Source organism: Peribacillus sp. NPDC055009 (assembly GCF_053608705.1).
In genome coordinates, this window is sequence record NZ_JBSGVZ010000005.1 from 234,412 (window position 1) to 251,773 (window position 17,362).

Sequence of the window (17,362 nt, forward strand, 5' to 3'; positions counted from 1 at the left end):
TGCAACCGCGATTAGGAGTGAATTATTATGAGCAATCTGGTAACGTTGACAATAGCTTCAGAAGCGTTTCTCTTGCTATCCTTCATCATTATTATTTTATCAACCAAGAATCCGAAAAGAAATGTTCTCTGGGTCATCCTGTTCATCATTGGAGCTGCACCGCTTTTATATTTAGCCATAGATCATGTGAAAAACGACTATATGGATGCAAATATCGGATTGGGCCTTGCTTTTATGTTTACCTGGATATATAGTGCAGTAGCCTTTATCATTGCCATCATTCTTTTAGTGAAAAAGAAAAGGAATAATAATATTTCAAAAGAACAGTAATATTCCCATTATCCAATCAAGTTCCGGTTTTAAATTAGCTTTTTTGGATTTGAGGATATATGGGTTCCACATTTACGTTCTTAAGAGTGGAGTCCAAACTTCTCGATCATGGTAATGACTTAAAAATATGGAGATACCCCTTAAAGAAGTATCACCAAGCCAATACGAAAAAGGGTTGCCCCTAAAAGTCATTTTACTGACTTTTAGGGGCAACCCCTTTTTTTGTTTTTAAATCCTTTTTAAATCAATGAAAATAAATGTAAAGAAGGTGAGGGTTAATGAACACACTATTGTTCGTAACAGATTTATACTATGAAGCAAAATGAAGAAATTATTATGAGGAGGTTTGTTCCTTACTTCGAAGCTTAGAGAAGATTTTAAGTTGGGTATTTGTCATCCTGAAGACACTGAAACGTTTGAAAAAGATTTTGACTTAATAGTATTTCGAAATGCTGGTCCAGTAGCGAATTTTAAGGATACGTATCAAGCATTCCGCAATAGAGTAGTTTCTGGATATTCTGAAAACATACAATTCATTTAACGGAAAGGCTGATATGAACGGGAAGGAATACTTAATTGAACTAACGAATGCTCAATTTCCTGTTATTCCAACTATAGAAACTCTTGATTCATTAGATAAACTCCCTAATGTAGAGACGTATATTGTAAAGCCGAAAGATGGTGCAGAATCAATCGGTTTGGAATTTGTAACGAAAGATGAATTGATAGATAAATTTGATCCAGAATCAAAAAACACATTAGTACAACCATTTATCAACTTTGAGTATGAGGTTTCATTTTATTTTATCGAAAAGAATTTCAGTATGCTCTTTATGCACCAGATAAAGAGCAAAGATGGGAATTAAAAGAATATTCACCTACTGAAGAAGATTTAACTTTTGCTAACAAATTTATTGAATGGAATAATCTTGGTTGGGGGATTCAACGAGTTGATGCTTGTCGGAATGAACAAGGTGAACTTTTATTAGTTGAATTAGAAGATTTAAATCCCTATCTTTCCTTGTTAGAATTATCTGATGAAACACTGAAGAACTTTGTAGAGGCAATGAAAAAGTCATTACTGAAAACTCTTCAGCTTAAATTTGAATTTTTCTTATAGAACTATCAGGTGCGTAGTAGTAAAAGAAGGAGCAGTCCCAAAAAAATTTTATAAGGAAAAAAGTCGTTCATGAACAAATCTAAAGATATATAAATGTGATTCTTAGCCATACTAATAAAGATTAAAATATAGTTAGGAGGCAATATTATGGGAAGATCAAACAATCAAAAATCATCTAGCAGAAAAAAATCATTAGCTCAAACTCCCAATAACTTAAAAATCGAACCGGATCGTGTGAATGAAGAGTTTTCACGTGAGCTAGGTGAAAGTGCGAAAATAAGAGCTACAAGACCTAAATGATACTACAAAATAAGTGAAAGATACGGATTGATTACACTCTTTTTTAAAATTTTAGTAAAACAAATCGCGCTGTTTTTTAATAATTTCTATATAACCAACCTTGCGTTTGTTGAAGAAGATGTTTCACAAGGACCCTATTAATATGGTCCTTTTTTCTTTGTGAAAAATCAACAGCATTTAACCAGTGCCTTTAAATAAAAAAATGTGGCAATAGTATAAGATCAGAGCAAAAAACACGGTTTTATGCTTTGAAGCTAGACTTTTGTACCTAATAAAATTACATAACTGTAGTATTCGTTTAAAAAAACAAACTAGTTCTGAAGCAGGCGACGTCCTGCATCGACCACTAGGCTCTTCAAAAAAATGGCCGCATTTGGATCCAATTACCTTTATCCCTGCTTAAACGACACCATTTCCTATTGATGGTGAAGAAGACGTTGATGTTAAGGTAACCATTGGACCAAAAAGAAAAAAAACCAAATTCCTCTTATGATTACAGGGATGACCTATGGTATCACACTTAGTGAACAAACAAGGCTTTCTTTGGCGGAAGCAGCAAAAAATGTAGGAACCGTGATTAATTCCGGAGAAGGCGGAGTAATACCTGAAGAATTAGATAAAGCAGGAAAATATATTTTACAGTTTTCAAAAACAGTATGGTCAAAGGAAGAAGATCTTATTAAACGTGCCGACATGATAGAAATTAAGTTCGGACAAGGCGCACTAGCTGGGATGGGTGGAAAAATTTTACCCAAAAATTTAACAGGTCGGGCTCATGAAGTGGTGGTGCTTAAAGAGAATGAGAATGGAGTCTTTTTGAACATTTTTTTGAAAATCAAACATTGAAAGATATTAAAAAAATTGTTAATGAACTTCGGAGCATAACTGGTGGTGTTCCCATTGGTGTGAAAATGGGGGCAGGGGGAAAAATTGAAGAAGATATAGACCATTTATTGAACTCGGTGTTGATTTCATTACGATTGACGGCGGCCAAGCAGCCACAAAACGGTGCACTACTACCCATTTTATCCGATGACATGGGAATACCGACATTACATGCAGTTGTCTGGGCTGTTAATCATTTAGAAACGAGAAAAATGAAGGGTCAAATTAGTTTAATTGTCTCAGAAGGGCTAATAGTACCTGGGCACTTTTTAAAAGTACTTGCACTCGGTGCTGATGCTGTTTATGTAGGATCTGCCATATTATTTGCTGTCTCACATAGTCAAGCATTGAATGCTCTACCCTTTGAACCACCTACACAAGATGTTTGGAATCAAGATAAATTCAAGGATCAATTTAAGATAGAAGATGGAGTAAACAGCAGAGAAATTCTTTACAGCAAGTATAGAAGAAATGAAAATGGCATTAAGAGCGATGGGGAAACGTTCCTTAAAGGAGTTGTCAAAAAAAGATTTAGTTTCCTATGATGAATTGACTGCTAAAATGATTGGAATTCCCTTTTCATTTGTACCTTGGGAAGACATACAAAAAGAGTAATAATTGAGTGTGTACGCAGCTATCAGCAAATTTATGAAAAACAGGAACAGAATCATATATACAATATAAAATAGTTGAAAAATTAACTAAAGAATGAATGACCTTGATGGATGGATATCCACCCAACCTGTTAGAGGGAGATGCTAAGTTTACTAATCCCTTGGCGAATCTCGATATCTTTATAATGAAAATTGTAGTTCCTTTAAAAAGGGTTTGTTTAGTCATCAATTATTTACCCTTTACCTAGTCCATATTTGAATATATGCATAAAAAATGTAAGTCTATATTGGTTATTATGATGGAAGTGCAAAAGCTGCCGAGGAGGTAGCTTTTTTTCCTTTCCAATAAGGTCGTTTATGTAATTACTATTTTTGCTAAGGTTCTGATGATTATAGATTTCCATTTCTTCTTTTTACTAAGGATTTGTAAACGGTGATATATCTATTCCATCTCAATTAAATGTATTTTGTTTTAGTAAACTAAAATATCAAATTAGACTAAGGTTTATAGCAAAAGCTTGTCTCCATTCATAGGATAAAGAAAGGCTGTAATCAATGTTATTGGATTCAGCGTTCCTAAACGGGTTTTAAGTGTGGATTCCCCTCAATGGTTATTACAAAAGGAGGTGTTTCTGCCCGTCTTAGGGTTAATATGAAGGGAGAGGCTAGAATTGCCAAATGTTCAATTAGTACCCTTCCAAGTAGAAGGAATAACAGAAAATACCTTGGAAGTTCCACGAGGTATTAGAATGATTCGTGCACGCTCTATTTGGAGAGAAGGGTTTAAGGGTGAGAACATAGTAGTAGCCGTAATCGATACAGGATGCCAGTCAGATCACCCTGATTTGATTGATCAAATTATTGGTGGATATAATTTCACGGACGATTATTATGGTGATCCTGTCAAATTTGCCGATAATAACGGACACGGGACTCATGTTTGCGGAACCATTGCAGCAGCAGAAAATGGTTTTGGAGTTGTAGGTGCAGCACCTAAAGCGAAGTTGCTGGTACTTAAGGTTTTAAATGGATCAGGAGAAGGAACAACAGAAAACATTACGTCAGCTATTAATTACGCTGTCAATTGGACAGGTCCTAATGGCGAAAAAGTACGGGTTATCTCGATGTCATTAGGGGGACCGGATAATGATCCGGCCTTACATTCGTCGATTATAAACGCCGTTCAATCTAATATAATGGTCGTGTGTGCCGCGGGAAATGAAGGCGATGGTAAGGCCGAAACAAACGAGTACAGTTATCCAGCTGCATATCCGGAAGTTGTGGCAGTAGGCTCAGTTGACCGGCGTGAACGAATTTCCAGATTTAGTAATTCTAATGGTGAGGTGGATTTAGTAGCCCCTGGGGAGAAAGTTGTATCAACCTTTCCTGGTAACCAATTTGCCGTCTTATCAGGTACATCCATGGCTGCCCCACATGTGTCAGGGGCTGTTGCGCTTTTGATAAATAAATTTGAAACAATACTTGGCCGTAAATTAACAGAGTTAGAAGAATTTAATGAACTCATAAATAATACAGTTTCGCTGGGCAAACCAAAGACTCAAGAAGGGCATGGAATGCTGAAACTAAATCACCAGAAATTAGAAAATATAAAAAAAGTTTTAAGGGAGTTTAGGTAGCATTAAGATAGAGAACAGAAAAGTATATGATCCTAATTTCATTGCATATTGTGTTAGGAACTCGGAGCATATTGTGTTAGGAACTCGGATACAAAGTGATACAAACCCTCTGGGAGTTAAAGGTTTTATTAAACTACTATGAAAATAAAACTCTAGGTCTAACAAGCTGAAATATTATTAAACCTAAAAAGCTTCTTCAAAGTTGAACTCTGCAGTAGCCGCCTACTTATAACTTTCTATATTTCTCTGGCACTCTGGAATCGAATAAAGGAACGCAGTGGCAGTTACGTATCTCACCTCATTTGCCAATTTCAGTACAGTTGGCATGATTTGATTTATGGTACGTTCAATTCTATCTTAGGTGATGAAAAATCGCACATTATCGGAAGGAATGTTTGGAAGCTGTTGCTTAGCGGCATGGCTGTCTCCTTGTTAAGTGCTATGATTGTTGGATTATTTGTTTGATAACCAATAAAAAATATATTATTTTTTTGTGTATTCAACAAAAAGGTGTGGAGTAAGAACATCCTTTATTTGAAAACAAACATATCTATTAATTTCGGTGTGTTAACTATACAATTTTAAAACAGACAACCAACTAAAAAATTGAAATCCGTTAAACTTTATCGGGATTATGCCAGCGTAGGGTATTAAGATCCAAAAACACTCATTTCTCCGGAGATGAGTGTTTTTATTTGCATCCTTAGTAGATCATGTAGTTCATCCTTTTTTGTTTAGCTTCGCATGGGGTATTTTGTGTGTAGTTTTGTTAAACAGACTAAGGAATAGATATACTTAAAAAGCAAAGAATAAAGAAATATTTGACACAATTGCTTTTCTCTTTTCATAGGATAGGAGGGTATGGTATATTAATTTCAAGGAGGGATGGGAAATGGATGAAATGTTGAATGATAAAGATTCTGTGAATGAAGAAGAATGCTGTACGACCTCTTCCCACGGCCGAAGAAGTCATCACTCAGAAGCAGTAAAAAAGAATTTAACGACCCGGTTAAATCGAATTGAAGGTCAAATTCGCGGTATAAAGGGTCTAATTGAAAAAGATACGTATTGTGATGATGTGATTACCCAAATAGCAGCTACACAAAGCGCGATGAATAGTGTAGCCAAGATATTATTGGAAGGCCATCTAAGGAATTGTGTGGTCGAACGCCTGAATGAAGGGGATACAGAAGTTATAGATGAAGTGCTTGTAACGATACAAAAATTAATGAAAAAATAAAGGAGTAGATGTTGAAATGGAAAATGTAACATTGAGTGTAAGTGGAATGTCTTGTGGTCATTGTGTGAATGCAGTTGAAGGGAATGTAGGAAAACTTGCAGGTGTTGAAAGCGTAAAAGTACATTTGGACGCAGGAAAAGTAGATGTAGCGTTTGATAAGGAAAAAGTATCACTTGAGAAAATAAAAGAAACAATCGATGATCAAGGCTACGATGTCGAATAAGTCATGGGAGTGCTGTTAAGCACTTTTTTTTACAAAAAAATATACCCCATAGCGGTATAGGAAGGCGGGGATGATGTGAGCGGCCAAATAAAAGAAACAACAATGCAGATTACAGGAATGACTTGCGCTGCCTGTGCAAACCGGATTGAAAAAGGGTTAAACCGAATGGAAGGCGTTGAGGAAGCCACCGTTAATTTGGCTCTTGAGAAATCGGTCATTAAATATGATACGGAAAAATTAAGCAACAAGGACTTTGAAAAGAAAATTCAAGATCTTGGCTATGATGTAGTAAAAGAGAAAAAGGAATTTACGATTACGGGCATGACCTGTGCTGCCTGTGCAAACCGAATTGAAAAAGGGTTAAATAAGCTGGATGGAGTAAGCATGGCCAATGTGAACCTTGCGCTTGAAAATGCGACAGTCGAATATGATCCTTCCGAAGCCTCCCCAGTTGACATCATTCAACGGGTGGAGAAGTTAGGGTATGGGGCGATCATCAAGGAAGATAACACGGAATCCGTGGATTTCCGTCAAAAAGAAATTCAAAAACAAAAGAATACATTCATTCTTTCGGTCATATTATCATTTCCATTGTTATGGGCGATGGTAAGTCATTTTAGTTTTACTTCGTTTATTTATATGCCTGATTTCCTCATGAATCCTTGGGTGCAAATGGCATTCGCCACCCCAGTGCAATTTCTGATTGGAAAGCAGTTTTATGTTGGGGCTTATAAAGCCTTGAAAAATAAAAGTGCCAATATGGATGTATTAGTCGCAATGGGAACATCCGCTGCCTATTTTTACAGTGTTTATCAGGCGATCATATCGATGGGGTCCCATCACAATACGGCACAACTTTATTTCGAAACTAGTTCGATTCTTATCACCCTCATTCTATTAGGGAAGCTTTTTGAAGCAAAAGCAAAAGGACGTTCTTCCGAGGCCATCAAAAAATTAATGGGGCTTCAGGCCAAAACGGCACTGGTGTTAAGGAACGGGGAAGAACGCGAAATACCACTTGAGGAAGTCATCGTGGGAGATACGATATTGGTGAAGCCGGGTGAAAAGATCCCTGTCGATGGAGAAGTAGTCGAAGGGAACTCTGCCGTTGATGAATCCATGTTAACGGGTGAGAGCATTCCGGTGGATAAAACAAACGGGGATACTGTAATCGGTTCAACATTGAATAAGAATGGTTTTCTCAAAATGAAAGCGACAAAGATCGGAAGGGATACAGCTCTTTCTCAAATCATAAAAGTGGTTGAAGATGCTCAAGGGTCCAAAGCCCCGATTCAACGTCTTGCTGACCAAATTTCCGGTGTCTTCGTTCCCATTGTTGTCGGAATCGCCCTTTTAACTTTTCTGGTTTGGATGATATGGGTTAACCCTGGAGAATTCACACCAGCTTTTGAAGCGATGATTGCAGTGCTAGTCATAGCCTGTCCATGTGCTTTAGGTCTGGCCACTCCAACATCCATCATGGCAGGATCAGGTCGGGCCGCTGAATTCGGTATTTTATTTAAAGGCGGGGAACACTTGGAAACCACACACCGTATAGATACGGTCATTTTGGATAAAACGGGAACAGTGACAAATGGTACCCCAGTGTTGACCGATGTCCTCATCGAGAACGGTATGGAAGAAGAACAGTTTTTATCTCTAATCGGCGCAGCTGAAAAACAATCTGAACACCCTCTTGCGCAATCAATCGTTCAAGGAATTCAAGCAAGACAGATATCACTTGCTGCGATTGAGGAATTTGAAGCGATTCCTGGATACGGCGTGAGAGCTGTAGTGGGTCAAAAAGTGTTATACGTCGGAACGCGTAAATTGATGATGCAAAATAACGTGGATATTACTAATGCCCTAACAGCGATGGAAGCTTTTGAAGAGCAAGGGAAGACAGCAATGCTTGCTAGCATTGAAGGTGAATATGCAGGCCTCATTGCCGTTGCCGATACGATAAAAGATACCTCGCTAACGGCGATTAAAAGGTTGAAAGCAATGGATATCCAGGTCATCATGATAACCGGGGATAATCAAAGGACAGCAAATGCCATCGGCAATCAAGTGGGCATTGACCAAGTGATTGCAGAAGTCCTTCCTGAAGGGAAAGCGGAAGAAGTGAAAAAACTGCAGGCAGCCGGTAAAAGAGTGGCAATGGTCGGAGATGGTATAAATGATGCTCCCGCGCTGGCACTAGCCGATATAGGAATGGCCATAGGAACCGGGACGGACGTAGCCATGGAAGCTGCCGATATCACTTTGATCCGGGGTGATTTGAACAGTATTGCTGATGCAATCCTCATGAGCAGGAAAACGATGCGGAATATCAAACAAAACCTATTCTGGGCTTTTGCCTACAACGTAATCGGGATACCAATTGCGGCAATCGGACTGCTTGCCCCCTGGTTAGCTGGTGCTGCCATGGCTTTCAGCTCTGTATCAGTCGTATTGAATGCACTTCGCCTTCAACGGGTAAAGCTCTGAAGATCATGTAACATATAATGAAGGCATTTGTACTGACTAACCATGCCACGAGCGTTTGGATTTTCATTCCCAACAAATAAAAGCCGATGATTCCTTGGCAAGTGAATCATCGGCTTTCATCTGGATGTTTAAAGCGACCCCTAAATGATGTTCCTTCATACTTTCGGTTGCCAAACCGCTTATTTTAAACAGTAAAATACATAATCCGTTGGTGCGCCATGCTCGCCTTGTTGATGGAGCATCGCTGATACGTTACCGCGATGATAGGTCCCATGATTCACTACATGATGGATGAGGTCGGCAAGTACAAACTCACAAGCCCCCATTTTGGGATGTTCGGTTACAATGGTCCGTTCAAAATCAGGCTGTGAAGTAAAAAAAATATTATAATCCTTTGCAAGTTCATCATAGGAGGATTCAAGTTCACTTATTGAGACTCCGTCCACTTCTTTCCGCCGCTGTTCAACTTTCTTAAAAGTATCTTGAATGGTGCATCCTTTCATTATTTCCAACCAGGTAATATCCGTTGCGTAAAGGTGAACAAGGACTTCCTTGATGGATGGAAAGACACTTTTTATCGTGTCGCCATAGACTCCGTCCGGTAATTGTTTTAGGTTTTGGAACACTTGCTGATTAGCCCACACGTGGTAATCATACATTTTCCTTGCACGGTTCATTTCCATTTTTTCACTCCTTCAATTGTTACATATCCATTTCGACATAATTTAAAGAATACCTTTTTCAAAAGTTGCTTCCTAATCTGATAATTTGTCCATGCAAAACTTCGTTTTAGACATACCATGTTAATAGATGCTATCCTACTATTGTTTTTACGTTTATTACCATCAATGTTGCGTTAAGGGAGTCTAACACCTTTTAATAATATTGCAGTAGAGCCTGTGTAAATGATTAATGGTTTCTCAAGTAGAGAGTCCAAAGACATGTAATAATAAAAGTTGTAAAAAAAAAGTAAAAATGATAGATATGCAACCATTTGATCGAGGTTGAAGAGCATAAACATAGACTAGAAGTGCGGTTAATCATGTGAACAACCTGAAAATCAGGCAAGGTCAAAGAACATGATATTACGGAAGTTGTGTTGGAGATTGAAAAACACAACCATGAGAATCTAGATACTGTTAGCGAATTAATTTATTAGAAAAATAGAACCGTCTTCCATCGATGTCAAGCACTTTTAATCTTCAACTGACGGGGATGATTTTTGGATTTCAAGAGTGTGAAAATTCGCTTTATTTGAAAGTATTGTTAATAATTATAATAACTCTTATCGAGGGGTGGAAAAAAATGAAAGCAGATGCCGTTTTTGAAGGTGGGGGGGTCAGGGGAATTGCTTTTATTGGAGCGATTCAAGCAATGGAAGAGGAAAAAGTAGAATGGGAAAGACTCGCTGGGACATCAGCAGGAGCAGTAATCGCAGCTCTTTTGGCCAGTGGCTATAAAAGCCATGAAATTAGAGAACGGTATAGTGAAATCAACTACTCAAAGATGCGAGGCAGGACAATTCTAAATCGAATTCCCGTTTTTGGCTCCTTTTTGGAACTTATGGTTCACCTTGGGATTTATAAAAACGACTATTTGGAAACGTGGGTGGATTCTCTTCTTTCAGAAAAAGGGATTAGGACATTCGCGGATCTTCCAGATGGAAAGTTGAAGATAATTGCGTCTGATGTTTCGAATGGTCAGATGCTTATTTTGCCAGATGATTTGGAACGCTATGGGATGTCTCCTGCTGATTTAAAAGTTTCAACTGCCGTAATGATGAGTGCCTCTCTACCATTTTTCTTCCGTCCGGTTATTTGGAAATCAAAAGACCGGAAAAAATCCTACATTTTAGATGGTGGTTTACTTAGTAACTTCCCAATATGGATTTTCGATACAGACAATCCTCGCTTTCCAACATTCGGATTCCATTTTGTGAAAGATGAAGTTAACATAGATCCGGTAATACCAACGCCAATCCACCTTTTCAAAAATATATTTAAAACGATGCTTCAAGCCCATGATTTACGACATATGAACGAAGAAACGATTGAACGCACGATTCAAATTCCTACTGGCGGCATCAACGCAACGGACTTTGAACTGAATGAGGATGAAATCGACTTTCTCTATAAATCAGGCTATACTTCTGCAAAAGAATTTTTGTCTGAGTGGGATTTTGAACAATATAAGCATAAACGGATGCAAAGAGTAAAAAATAAGTAGGAGAAACATTACCCTATCGTTTCAAAAGGGTGAAAGAGTGGGACAAGGAGCTGTTACAACGGCTCTTTTTCTTATTGAACTAACGATCAATAGTTTAATATGAGGCATAGTTGTCTTGAGCTTAAAAGCAATAAATGGAAATGCGAAATCATAAAAAATTAACCAGAGATATTATTTTAGAATTTTTTAAATGGATAAACGGAAATAAAAGATTGAAAAAAGAAAACAACGTTGGAAGAAATATATACCATAAATGAATTCCCTTACAAGATTCAGGAGATGGATCAATCGAATAAATCGTTTCCGCAATAAATTATGAAATTCAAAAGATCCTAAAAGGAGAAGAGATAGGTGTAACCTAATGTCACTGTAAGGAACGGATGATGAGCCAGTCTTTCAGTCCTCTTTTAAAAATGCTGTTAAAAAATATAGTAGTAGTAAATGTGCATAGAGATGGAATCTTCACAATAAATGAAAACAGTATTCCGGGTGCTTATCAGGAAGTAGTGGAAGCTCCGTTAACCATCCCAGCTTCCATTAAGATATTGTAATACCAATAGAAAAGTGGATTCAGCAGCGCCAAGCGAACAATTAATGTCCCACTTATCTGGTAAACTACATACTGCTTTATCAGGTACGTCTATGGATGTCCCGCATGTATCAGGAGCGCTTGCTTATATTATAGAAAAGTAATAAAAAACGTCTCTAAGCCTTTCCGGTAGCAAAGCCAGAGATGGAAATGGATCGTGGGCTAAAGTTTGTTATGATTTTACTCTCAAAAAAACGGTCTATCAATTTTTCCCCACTTGGCATAAAACGTTTGCTAGGAATATAATCCTAAAAATAAGAATAAAGATTGACAATCACACATCCTCATAATACGATACTTTACAGAATAAATAGAATTTTCTTTTTATTTTTTGTCACAAAACAAAAACCGAGTTTTATATTATAAAACAATAACCTCCTTGTATATACATATTCTCCAAGCGTGAACTTTGACTTTTTCTAATTTTGGAAGCGCTGCCAATTACGGCGTTTTATATAACAAGGGGGAATAAGGTATGGAAGCAAGAATGGAAACAAAGCAAGAAAAGCCATTAAATATTGGCCGGAAATTTCGCTGGACCGTCGTCATCTGGTTATTGATTGGGGGAATAATCAACTATCTAGATCGGGCCAACCTCTCCATTGCGGCTCCCGAAATGATGAAGGATCTCGGACTGAGCGTGACCGAAATCGGGTTATTGGGAACCTTTTTTTCTTGGAGTTATGCATTAATGCAGCTTCCTTCCGGCTGGCTGATTGATCGGTTCGGGACCAAAAAGGTGTATACAATTGCGCTTATTTGGTGGAGCGGTGCGACCATTTTAACCGGAGCCGTTCATAAAATGAGTTCATTTATTGCTGCACGGATTTTACTTGGAGTGGGAGAAGCACCGTGTTTTCCGACGATGGCTAAGATCACTTCGTATTGGTTTCCTAAAAAGGAACGAGGCTTGGCAACTGGAATTTGGGATTCTTCGTCCAAATGGGGACCAGCCATTGCACCGCCAATTCTCGTTTTCATCATGGTGACGTTTGGATGGAGAGCGCTGTTTTATATAACGGGTGTGATCGGCATCATCTTCGCGATCGGTTTTGTTATTTTTTATAAAAATCCTGAAAAAAGCCAAAAACTTTCCAAGGAGGAATTTGATTACATTAAGTCGGAAGGTGGTGGAGTGGAGCAAGGTATTCAATCATCAAAAATAAAATGGGGTTCGTTATTTAAATATCGAAGCGTGTGGGGGATGATTCTGGGCTTCTTCTGTACCATTTGGATTTGGAACATTTTCCTTGTCTTCCTTCCCCTTTATTTGTTTGATGTCCATCATGTCTCACTTAAAGAAATGGGTATATATGCTGGTATTCCTTGGCTTGGCGGAATCTTTGGCAATATTTTCGGAGGATATCTTACTAAAAAATGGGTCGACAAAGGAATTACTACACCTATTAAAGCAAAGCGTGCCTTAATTAGTATATGTGCCATCTCGGCCGCTATTGTTGTATGTGCAGTTCCACTTGCCAAAGGGCTCGCTATTACCTTAACATTACTGACCCTTGCCCTTTGTTTTATTTCTGCCATTACAGGCAGCGCGTGGGCACTTGCCGGTGACATTGCTCCTCCTTCCATGGTTGCTTCCGTAGGTGCAATTCAGAATTTTGGCGGTTATTTTGGTGGAGCCTTTTCCCCTGTTGTGGCAGGCATGATAGTGGATGCAACTGGTTCTTACTCTCTTGCCTTTATATCTGGCGGTTTAATCGCCGGATGCGCCGCAATCTGTTATTGGTTTATTGTAAAACATCCTATTCAAGAATAGGGTAATCGAGGAGGACATAAATTGATGCCAAAAGTGTATATAGCAAGACCAGTACCGGCCGAGGTAGAGGCATTTATTTCGAAATATTGTCAGTATGAAAAATGGAAAGGCCCTGAACCAATCACCAGAAGCCAGCTGTTAAAGGAAATTTCCGATGTGGAGGGACTGCTCATCACAGGAGAAAAAATAAATGATGAATTTCTGGACCATGCACCATGTCTAAAGGCTGTCAGCAATATCTCGGTAGGCTACAACAACTTTGATCTAGAGGCAATGAAAAAGAGAAGCATAATCGGTACAAATACACCTGATGTTCTCAATGAAACCGTGGCTGATTTAGCTTTAGCCTTAATGCTCTCAGCAGCCCGCCGTATTCCGGAACTGGACAAGCTTGTAAAGGATGGCAAGTGGGGAAATAAAGGCGATGAACCCCTCTTTGGCGTTGATGTTCATGGGAAAACATTGGGCATCATCGGTATGGGGAGAATTGGGGAATCTATTGCAAGACGAGGCAAATTCGGTTTTAACATGGAAGTTTTGTATCATAATCGGCGAAGAAAATCCGAAGTGGAGGAAACGCTAAGTACAACCTACTCCTCTTTAGAGCACCTTTTACGGGAATCCGATTTCGTTCTTTTAATGGTCCCTTATTCTCCGGAGACGAGGCATCTTATGGGACGGGAGCAATTCGCGCTGATGAAAAAATCTGCGATCTTTATCAATACATCCCGCGGTCAGACGGTGGACGAAAAGGCCCTCATTGAAGCACTGCGAAATAAGGAAATCCTTGCAGCTGGTTTGGATGTATTTGAACAGGAACCCGTATCGCCTGACAATCCGCTTTTAGCCATGCCGAACGTGGTTACCTTGCCGCATATAGGTTCAGCTACTCATCAAACACGATTTGATATGGCCATGCTTGCGGCGAAGAACCTCGTTGCAGCGGTTACTGGAAGGGAGGTAAGCAATGTTGTCCCTGAATTGAAAGGACTTCAGTCACAAAAATAGTAAAAATTATTAACACAGCGGAAATATTAGGTTGGCCATGACAAATTAAAAGAATCGTTGATATTTAAAACTCACACCATTCATAAATTTAGATGAGATAGATAGTTTTTTATTAAATGCAGGACATAAAAGAAAAATTCGTTAAAAAGGCATCCATTCAATTTGGATGCCTTTTTAATGGGGAGAAAGTATGTGTTCAAAATGACCCTAAACAATTTGTTCTACGGCACAATTCCAACCAACAAAATAAGACGTAGAAGACTTGACTAGGAAGCATTAGGTTAGAAGGGATGATCATTCATTAGATATATTACAGAAAGAATAGTCCACGGGTCCAAGAAAAGAATACGAGGTGGTTAAGAAGAGAAATATGCTGCATGAACTGCATAGTGACTATTAAAAATAATTCTAAAATAACTCCATGTGTGCAGTTGTAATGATTCCAAGAAGTATTAGTAGAATTAGACATATTTTAAATCATTTGGTTCTTTTTCTTTTCCTAAGTAAATTCAATAGTTTATCTAGTTCCTGGCTTTTATATAATGTTGTTGGGGCTGTAAAACCATATATCATTCCTATAGTTATTAATTCTTTCCTCAATATCTCAATTTTTTCATTTAATTCTTCCATACTCTCCAATGCAGAATCCCTCAAGTACTTTCATTTTTTATTATGAAACCATTATTACATAAATTAGGATGTTTTTAAATAAAAGGTGAGTGACTACTCATTAATTATTTGGACATTCATTAGTCCGATTTTGTATCTTGCTTTTATTCTACTTTCCCGCAGACTTCATTAGGCTTACATAAACAGATGAAATACTATAAGTTTATTAAAAATTTTTCATTGTTAAAAAAGCCCATGGAAGTTATTTGTAACGATTAAATAAATGATTCATGAAGAGAACTAGGTCGAAAGACTGTCGTTATATGTTAATGTTTGTAGGTCTATGTAAATGCATGAGTGAATCAAAACTCTTTTTGTGTTCCATGGGGACCATTAGTCCTGAATGAAAATTCCTAATTGGAAATTTATTGATTTACACTTCTTCATACACCTTTAAAAATGCCCTTCTATACTTGAACCAGATTCAAATAATAGGAGGGAAAGATCAATGAATAATGAAAGAGCAATGGATGATTTAATTAAGAATTGGAGCGAATTAGGTAAGAATATGGACCGCCGAAACTTTATCCAGGGAGCAAGTAAGCTTGCCGGACTTTCATTAGGTCTTGCCCTTGCCCAATCAATGGGCGGGATTGAAGTGAATGCTGCCCCGAAATTCAGTGATTATCCATTTACTCTCGGAGTAGCTTCAGGTGATCCGCTCTCGGACAGTGTAGTTTTATGGACAAGGTTGGCACCTGATCCGTTGAATGGCGGAGGAATGCCAAAAGAAGCCATTTCCGTTAAATGGGAAGTGGCAAAGGATGAGAATTTCAGAAAGATTGTCCAGCAAGGCAAGGAAATAGCCAGGCCGGAACTTGGCCACTCCGTTCATGTGGAAGTAAGCGGGTTAAAACCTGATAAGGTCTATTTTTACCGTTTTAAAAGCGGAGGGGAAGTAAGTCAGACTGGGAAAACGAAAACACTTCCGCCAATAGGTTCAAGTGTATCTAGCTTGTCATTCGCGTTTGTTTCATGCCAGCAATTTGAGCATGGTTATTATACGGCCTATAAACATTTGGCAAAAGAAGATCTGGATATTGTCTTTCACCTAGGCGATTACATATATGAATATGGCCCAAATGAATATGTTTCTTCTTCAGGTAATGTCCGTGTACATAGTGGTCCGGAGATCATCACGCTTGAGGATTATCGAAATAGGTACGCACAATACCGCTCCGATACCCATTTAAAAGCGGCACACGCAGCTTTCCCATGGGTCGTGACTTGGGATGATCATGAAGTTGAAAACAATTATGCAAATGTCATTCCGGAAAAAGGACAATCGGTAGAAGCATTCATCAAGAGAAGGGCCGCCGCCTATCAAGCTTACTATGAGCATATGCCCCTTCGTAAATCATCTTTGCCTAAGGGAGCGGATATGCGGTTATACAGAAATTTCACATATGGCGATCTGGCCTCTTTCTTTGTATTGGATTCCCGTCAATACCGGGATGATCAGGCAAACGGCGATGGAAGTTCCCCGCAAACGCCTGAGTCACTTGATCCGAAAAGGACATTGCTAGGTCCAGAGCAGGAACTGTGGTTAACTGACAATCTATCAAAATCAAAAACGAAGTGGAACGTTCTGCCTCAGCAGATTTTCTTTGCACAAAGGAATTATGGAACACCAGCAGCTCCCAAATTCAGCATGGATTCCTGGGATGGTTACCCGGCTGCACGCGATCGTTTAATTGAAGTAATCAAAAGAAACAATCTGGAAAATCTAGTTGTGTTGACTGGTGATGTACACGCAAGCTGGGCAGCCAATTTAAAGGCGGATTTCGATGATCCAAATTCAAAGATTTTCGGTGTGGAGTTTGTCGGCACATCCATCACATCTGGTGGAAATGGAGCGGATAAGCGTGCGGATACGGATAAAATTCTAAGTCAGAATCCACATATAAAGTTCTTTAATGATTACCGGGGATATGTCCGATGCAAAGTAACACCAGAACAATGGAAGGCTGACTATCGTGTAGTCCCATTCGTGACAGAACCAGGTGCGGATATATCGACAAGAGCATCCTTTGTTTTTGATAAGGATCAATCAGGGTTGCGAAAGGTTGCATCAGCAGCGGTTATGGAAGGTGTACAAAAAACGAACGAAGTCGAGGAAGATCGGACACGTGCCCATAATCGCGCACATGAAAAACAAAGAATGAAAAGTCAGGGGAAAGTGACCAATTGATAGGGAACCATTATGATGCTTGACAAGGATATAGCGAAGAAAAATGAGAAGATCAGAGGAGTGAAT

Annotated in this window: 15 protein-coding genes and 1 pseudogene; 14 read left to right on the plus strand and 2 right to left on the minus strand. The window is 38.7% G+C overall.

All coding sequences use genetic code 11. The features are described from left to right. The first annotated feature begins 27 nt into the window (after positions 1-27). From ACWF5P_RS10970 to ACWF5P_RS11015, 10 genes and pseudogenes are all read left to right on the plus strand, one after another. Positions 28-330: a hypothetical protein gene (locus ACWF5P_RS10970; RefSeq protein ID WP_101221782.1), complete on the plus strand. Its 303-nt coding sequence runs from the start codon at positions 28-30 to the stop codon at positions 328-330. A 554-nt stretch (positions 331-884) separates the two neighbouring features. Then, entirely contained in the window at positions 885-1,196 is a 312-nt protein-coding gene (locus tag ACWF5P_RS10975; protein WP_434169373.1) for an ATP-grasp domain-containing protein, read from the plus strand. 401 nt (positions 1,197-1,597) lie between these two features. After that, a complete protein-coding gene (locus tag ACWF5P_RS10980; protein WP_098373080.1) occupies positions 1,598-1,750 on the plus strand; it encodes a YfhD family protein in 153 nt (50 codons plus the stop codon). A 501-nt stretch (positions 1,751-2,251) separates the two neighbouring features. Next, positions 2,252-2,596 (plus strand): glutamate synthase-related protein, encoded by a 345-nt coding sequence (locus ACWF5P_RS10985; protein WP_452444868.1) that lies wholly within the window; start codon positions 2,252-2,254, stop codon positions 2,594-2,596. Further along, entirely contained in the window at positions 2,593-3,180 is a 588-nt protein-coding gene (locus tag ACWF5P_RS10990; protein WP_452444869.1) for a glutamate synthase-related protein, read from the plus strand. Before ACWF5P_RS10985 ends, ACWF5P_RS10990 begins: the two co-directional genes overlap by 4 nt. 818 nt (positions 3,181-3,998) lie before the next feature. After that, positions 3,999-4,886, plus strand: a complete 888-nt coding sequence (locus ACWF5P_RS10995; protein ID WP_098371998.1) for a S8 family peptidase — start codon at positions 3,999-4,001, stop codon at positions 4,884-4,886. Positions 4,887-5,160: 274 nt separating this feature from the next. After that, a pseudogene (locus ACWF5P_RS11000) lies at positions 5,161-5,351 on the plus strand (nucleoside transporter C-terminal domain-containing protein); the annotation flags it as partial. A 436-nt stretch (positions 5,352-5,787) separates the two neighbouring features. Next, positions 5,788-6,126, plus strand: a complete 339-nt coding sequence (locus ACWF5P_RS11005; RefSeq protein WP_230176591.1) for a metal-sensitive transcriptional regulator — start codon at positions 5,788-5,790, stop codon at positions 6,124-6,126. A gap of 16 nt (positions 6,127-6,142) precedes the next feature. Then, positions 6,143-6,349 carry a copper chaperone CopZ gene (gene copZ, locus ACWF5P_RS11010; RefSeq protein ID WP_076368959.1) on the plus strand — a complete coding sequence of 69 codons (207 nt, stop codon included), beginning with the start codon at positions 6,143-6,145 and terminating at the stop codon, positions 6,347-6,349. A gap of 102 nt (positions 6,350-6,451) precedes the next feature. Then, on the plus strand, positions 6,452-8,839 hold the full coding sequence (locus ACWF5P_RS11015) for a heavy metal translocating P-type ATPase (protein ID WP_452444881.1): 2,388 nt from the start codon (positions 6,452-6,454) through the stop codon (positions 8,837-8,839). Between the two features lie 179 nt (positions 8,840-9,018). Here ACWF5P_RS11015 and ACWF5P_RS11020 read toward each other — a convergent pair whose 3' ends face one another. Then, positions 9,019-9,522 carry a DinB family protein gene (locus tag ACWF5P_RS11020; RefSeq protein ID WP_452444871.1) on the minus strand — a complete coding sequence of 168 codons (504 nt, stop codon included), beginning with the start codon at positions 9,520-9,522 and terminating at the stop codon, positions 9,019-9,021. Between the two features lie 622 nt (positions 9,523-10,144). Here ACWF5P_RS11020 and ACWF5P_RS11025 point away from each other — a divergent pair. The 3 genes from ACWF5P_RS11025 (at position 10,145) to ACWF5P_RS11035 (ending at position 14,436) form a co-directional block, all read left to right on the plus strand. Further along, positions 10,145-11,065, plus strand: coding sequence for a patatin-like phospholipase family protein (locus ACWF5P_RS11025; protein ID WP_101221785.1), 921 nt, complete (start codon positions 10,145-10,147; stop codon positions 11,063-11,065). 1,064 nt (positions 11,066-12,129) lie between these two features. Then, positions 12,130-13,428 (plus strand): MFS transporter, encoded by a 1,299-nt coding sequence (locus ACWF5P_RS11030; protein ID WP_098371761.1) that lies wholly within the window; start codon positions 12,130-12,132, stop codon positions 13,426-13,428. A gap of 21 nt (positions 13,429-13,449) precedes the next feature. Further along, the gene (locus ACWF5P_RS11035; protein ID WP_434169378.1) at positions 13,450-14,436 is read left to right on the plus strand and encodes an NAD(P)-dependent oxidoreductase; all 987 of its coding nucleotides are present in this window, start codon (positions 13,450-13,452) and stop codon (positions 14,434-14,436) included. Positions 14,437-14,913: 477 nt separating this feature from the next. Here the strand turns inward: ACWF5P_RS11035 and ACWF5P_RS11040 are convergent, their stop codons facing one another. Beyond that, positions 14,914-15,066 carry an aspartyl-phosphate phosphatase Spo0E family protein gene (locus ACWF5P_RS11040; protein ID WP_098371763.1) on the minus strand — a complete coding sequence of 51 codons (153 nt, stop codon included), beginning with the start codon at positions 15,064-15,066 and terminating at the stop codon, positions 14,914-14,916. A gap of 487 nt (positions 15,067-15,553) precedes the next feature. On the opposite strand from ACWF5P_RS11040, the gene ACWF5P_RS11045 reads away from it, so the two are divergent. Continuing rightward, complete coding sequence (locus ACWF5P_RS11045; protein ID WP_434169379.1) at positions 15,554-17,296, plus strand: alkaline phosphatase D family protein; 1,743 nt, start codon at positions 15,554-15,556, stop codon at positions 17,294-17,296. Positions 17,297-17,362 lie beyond the last annotated feature (66 nt).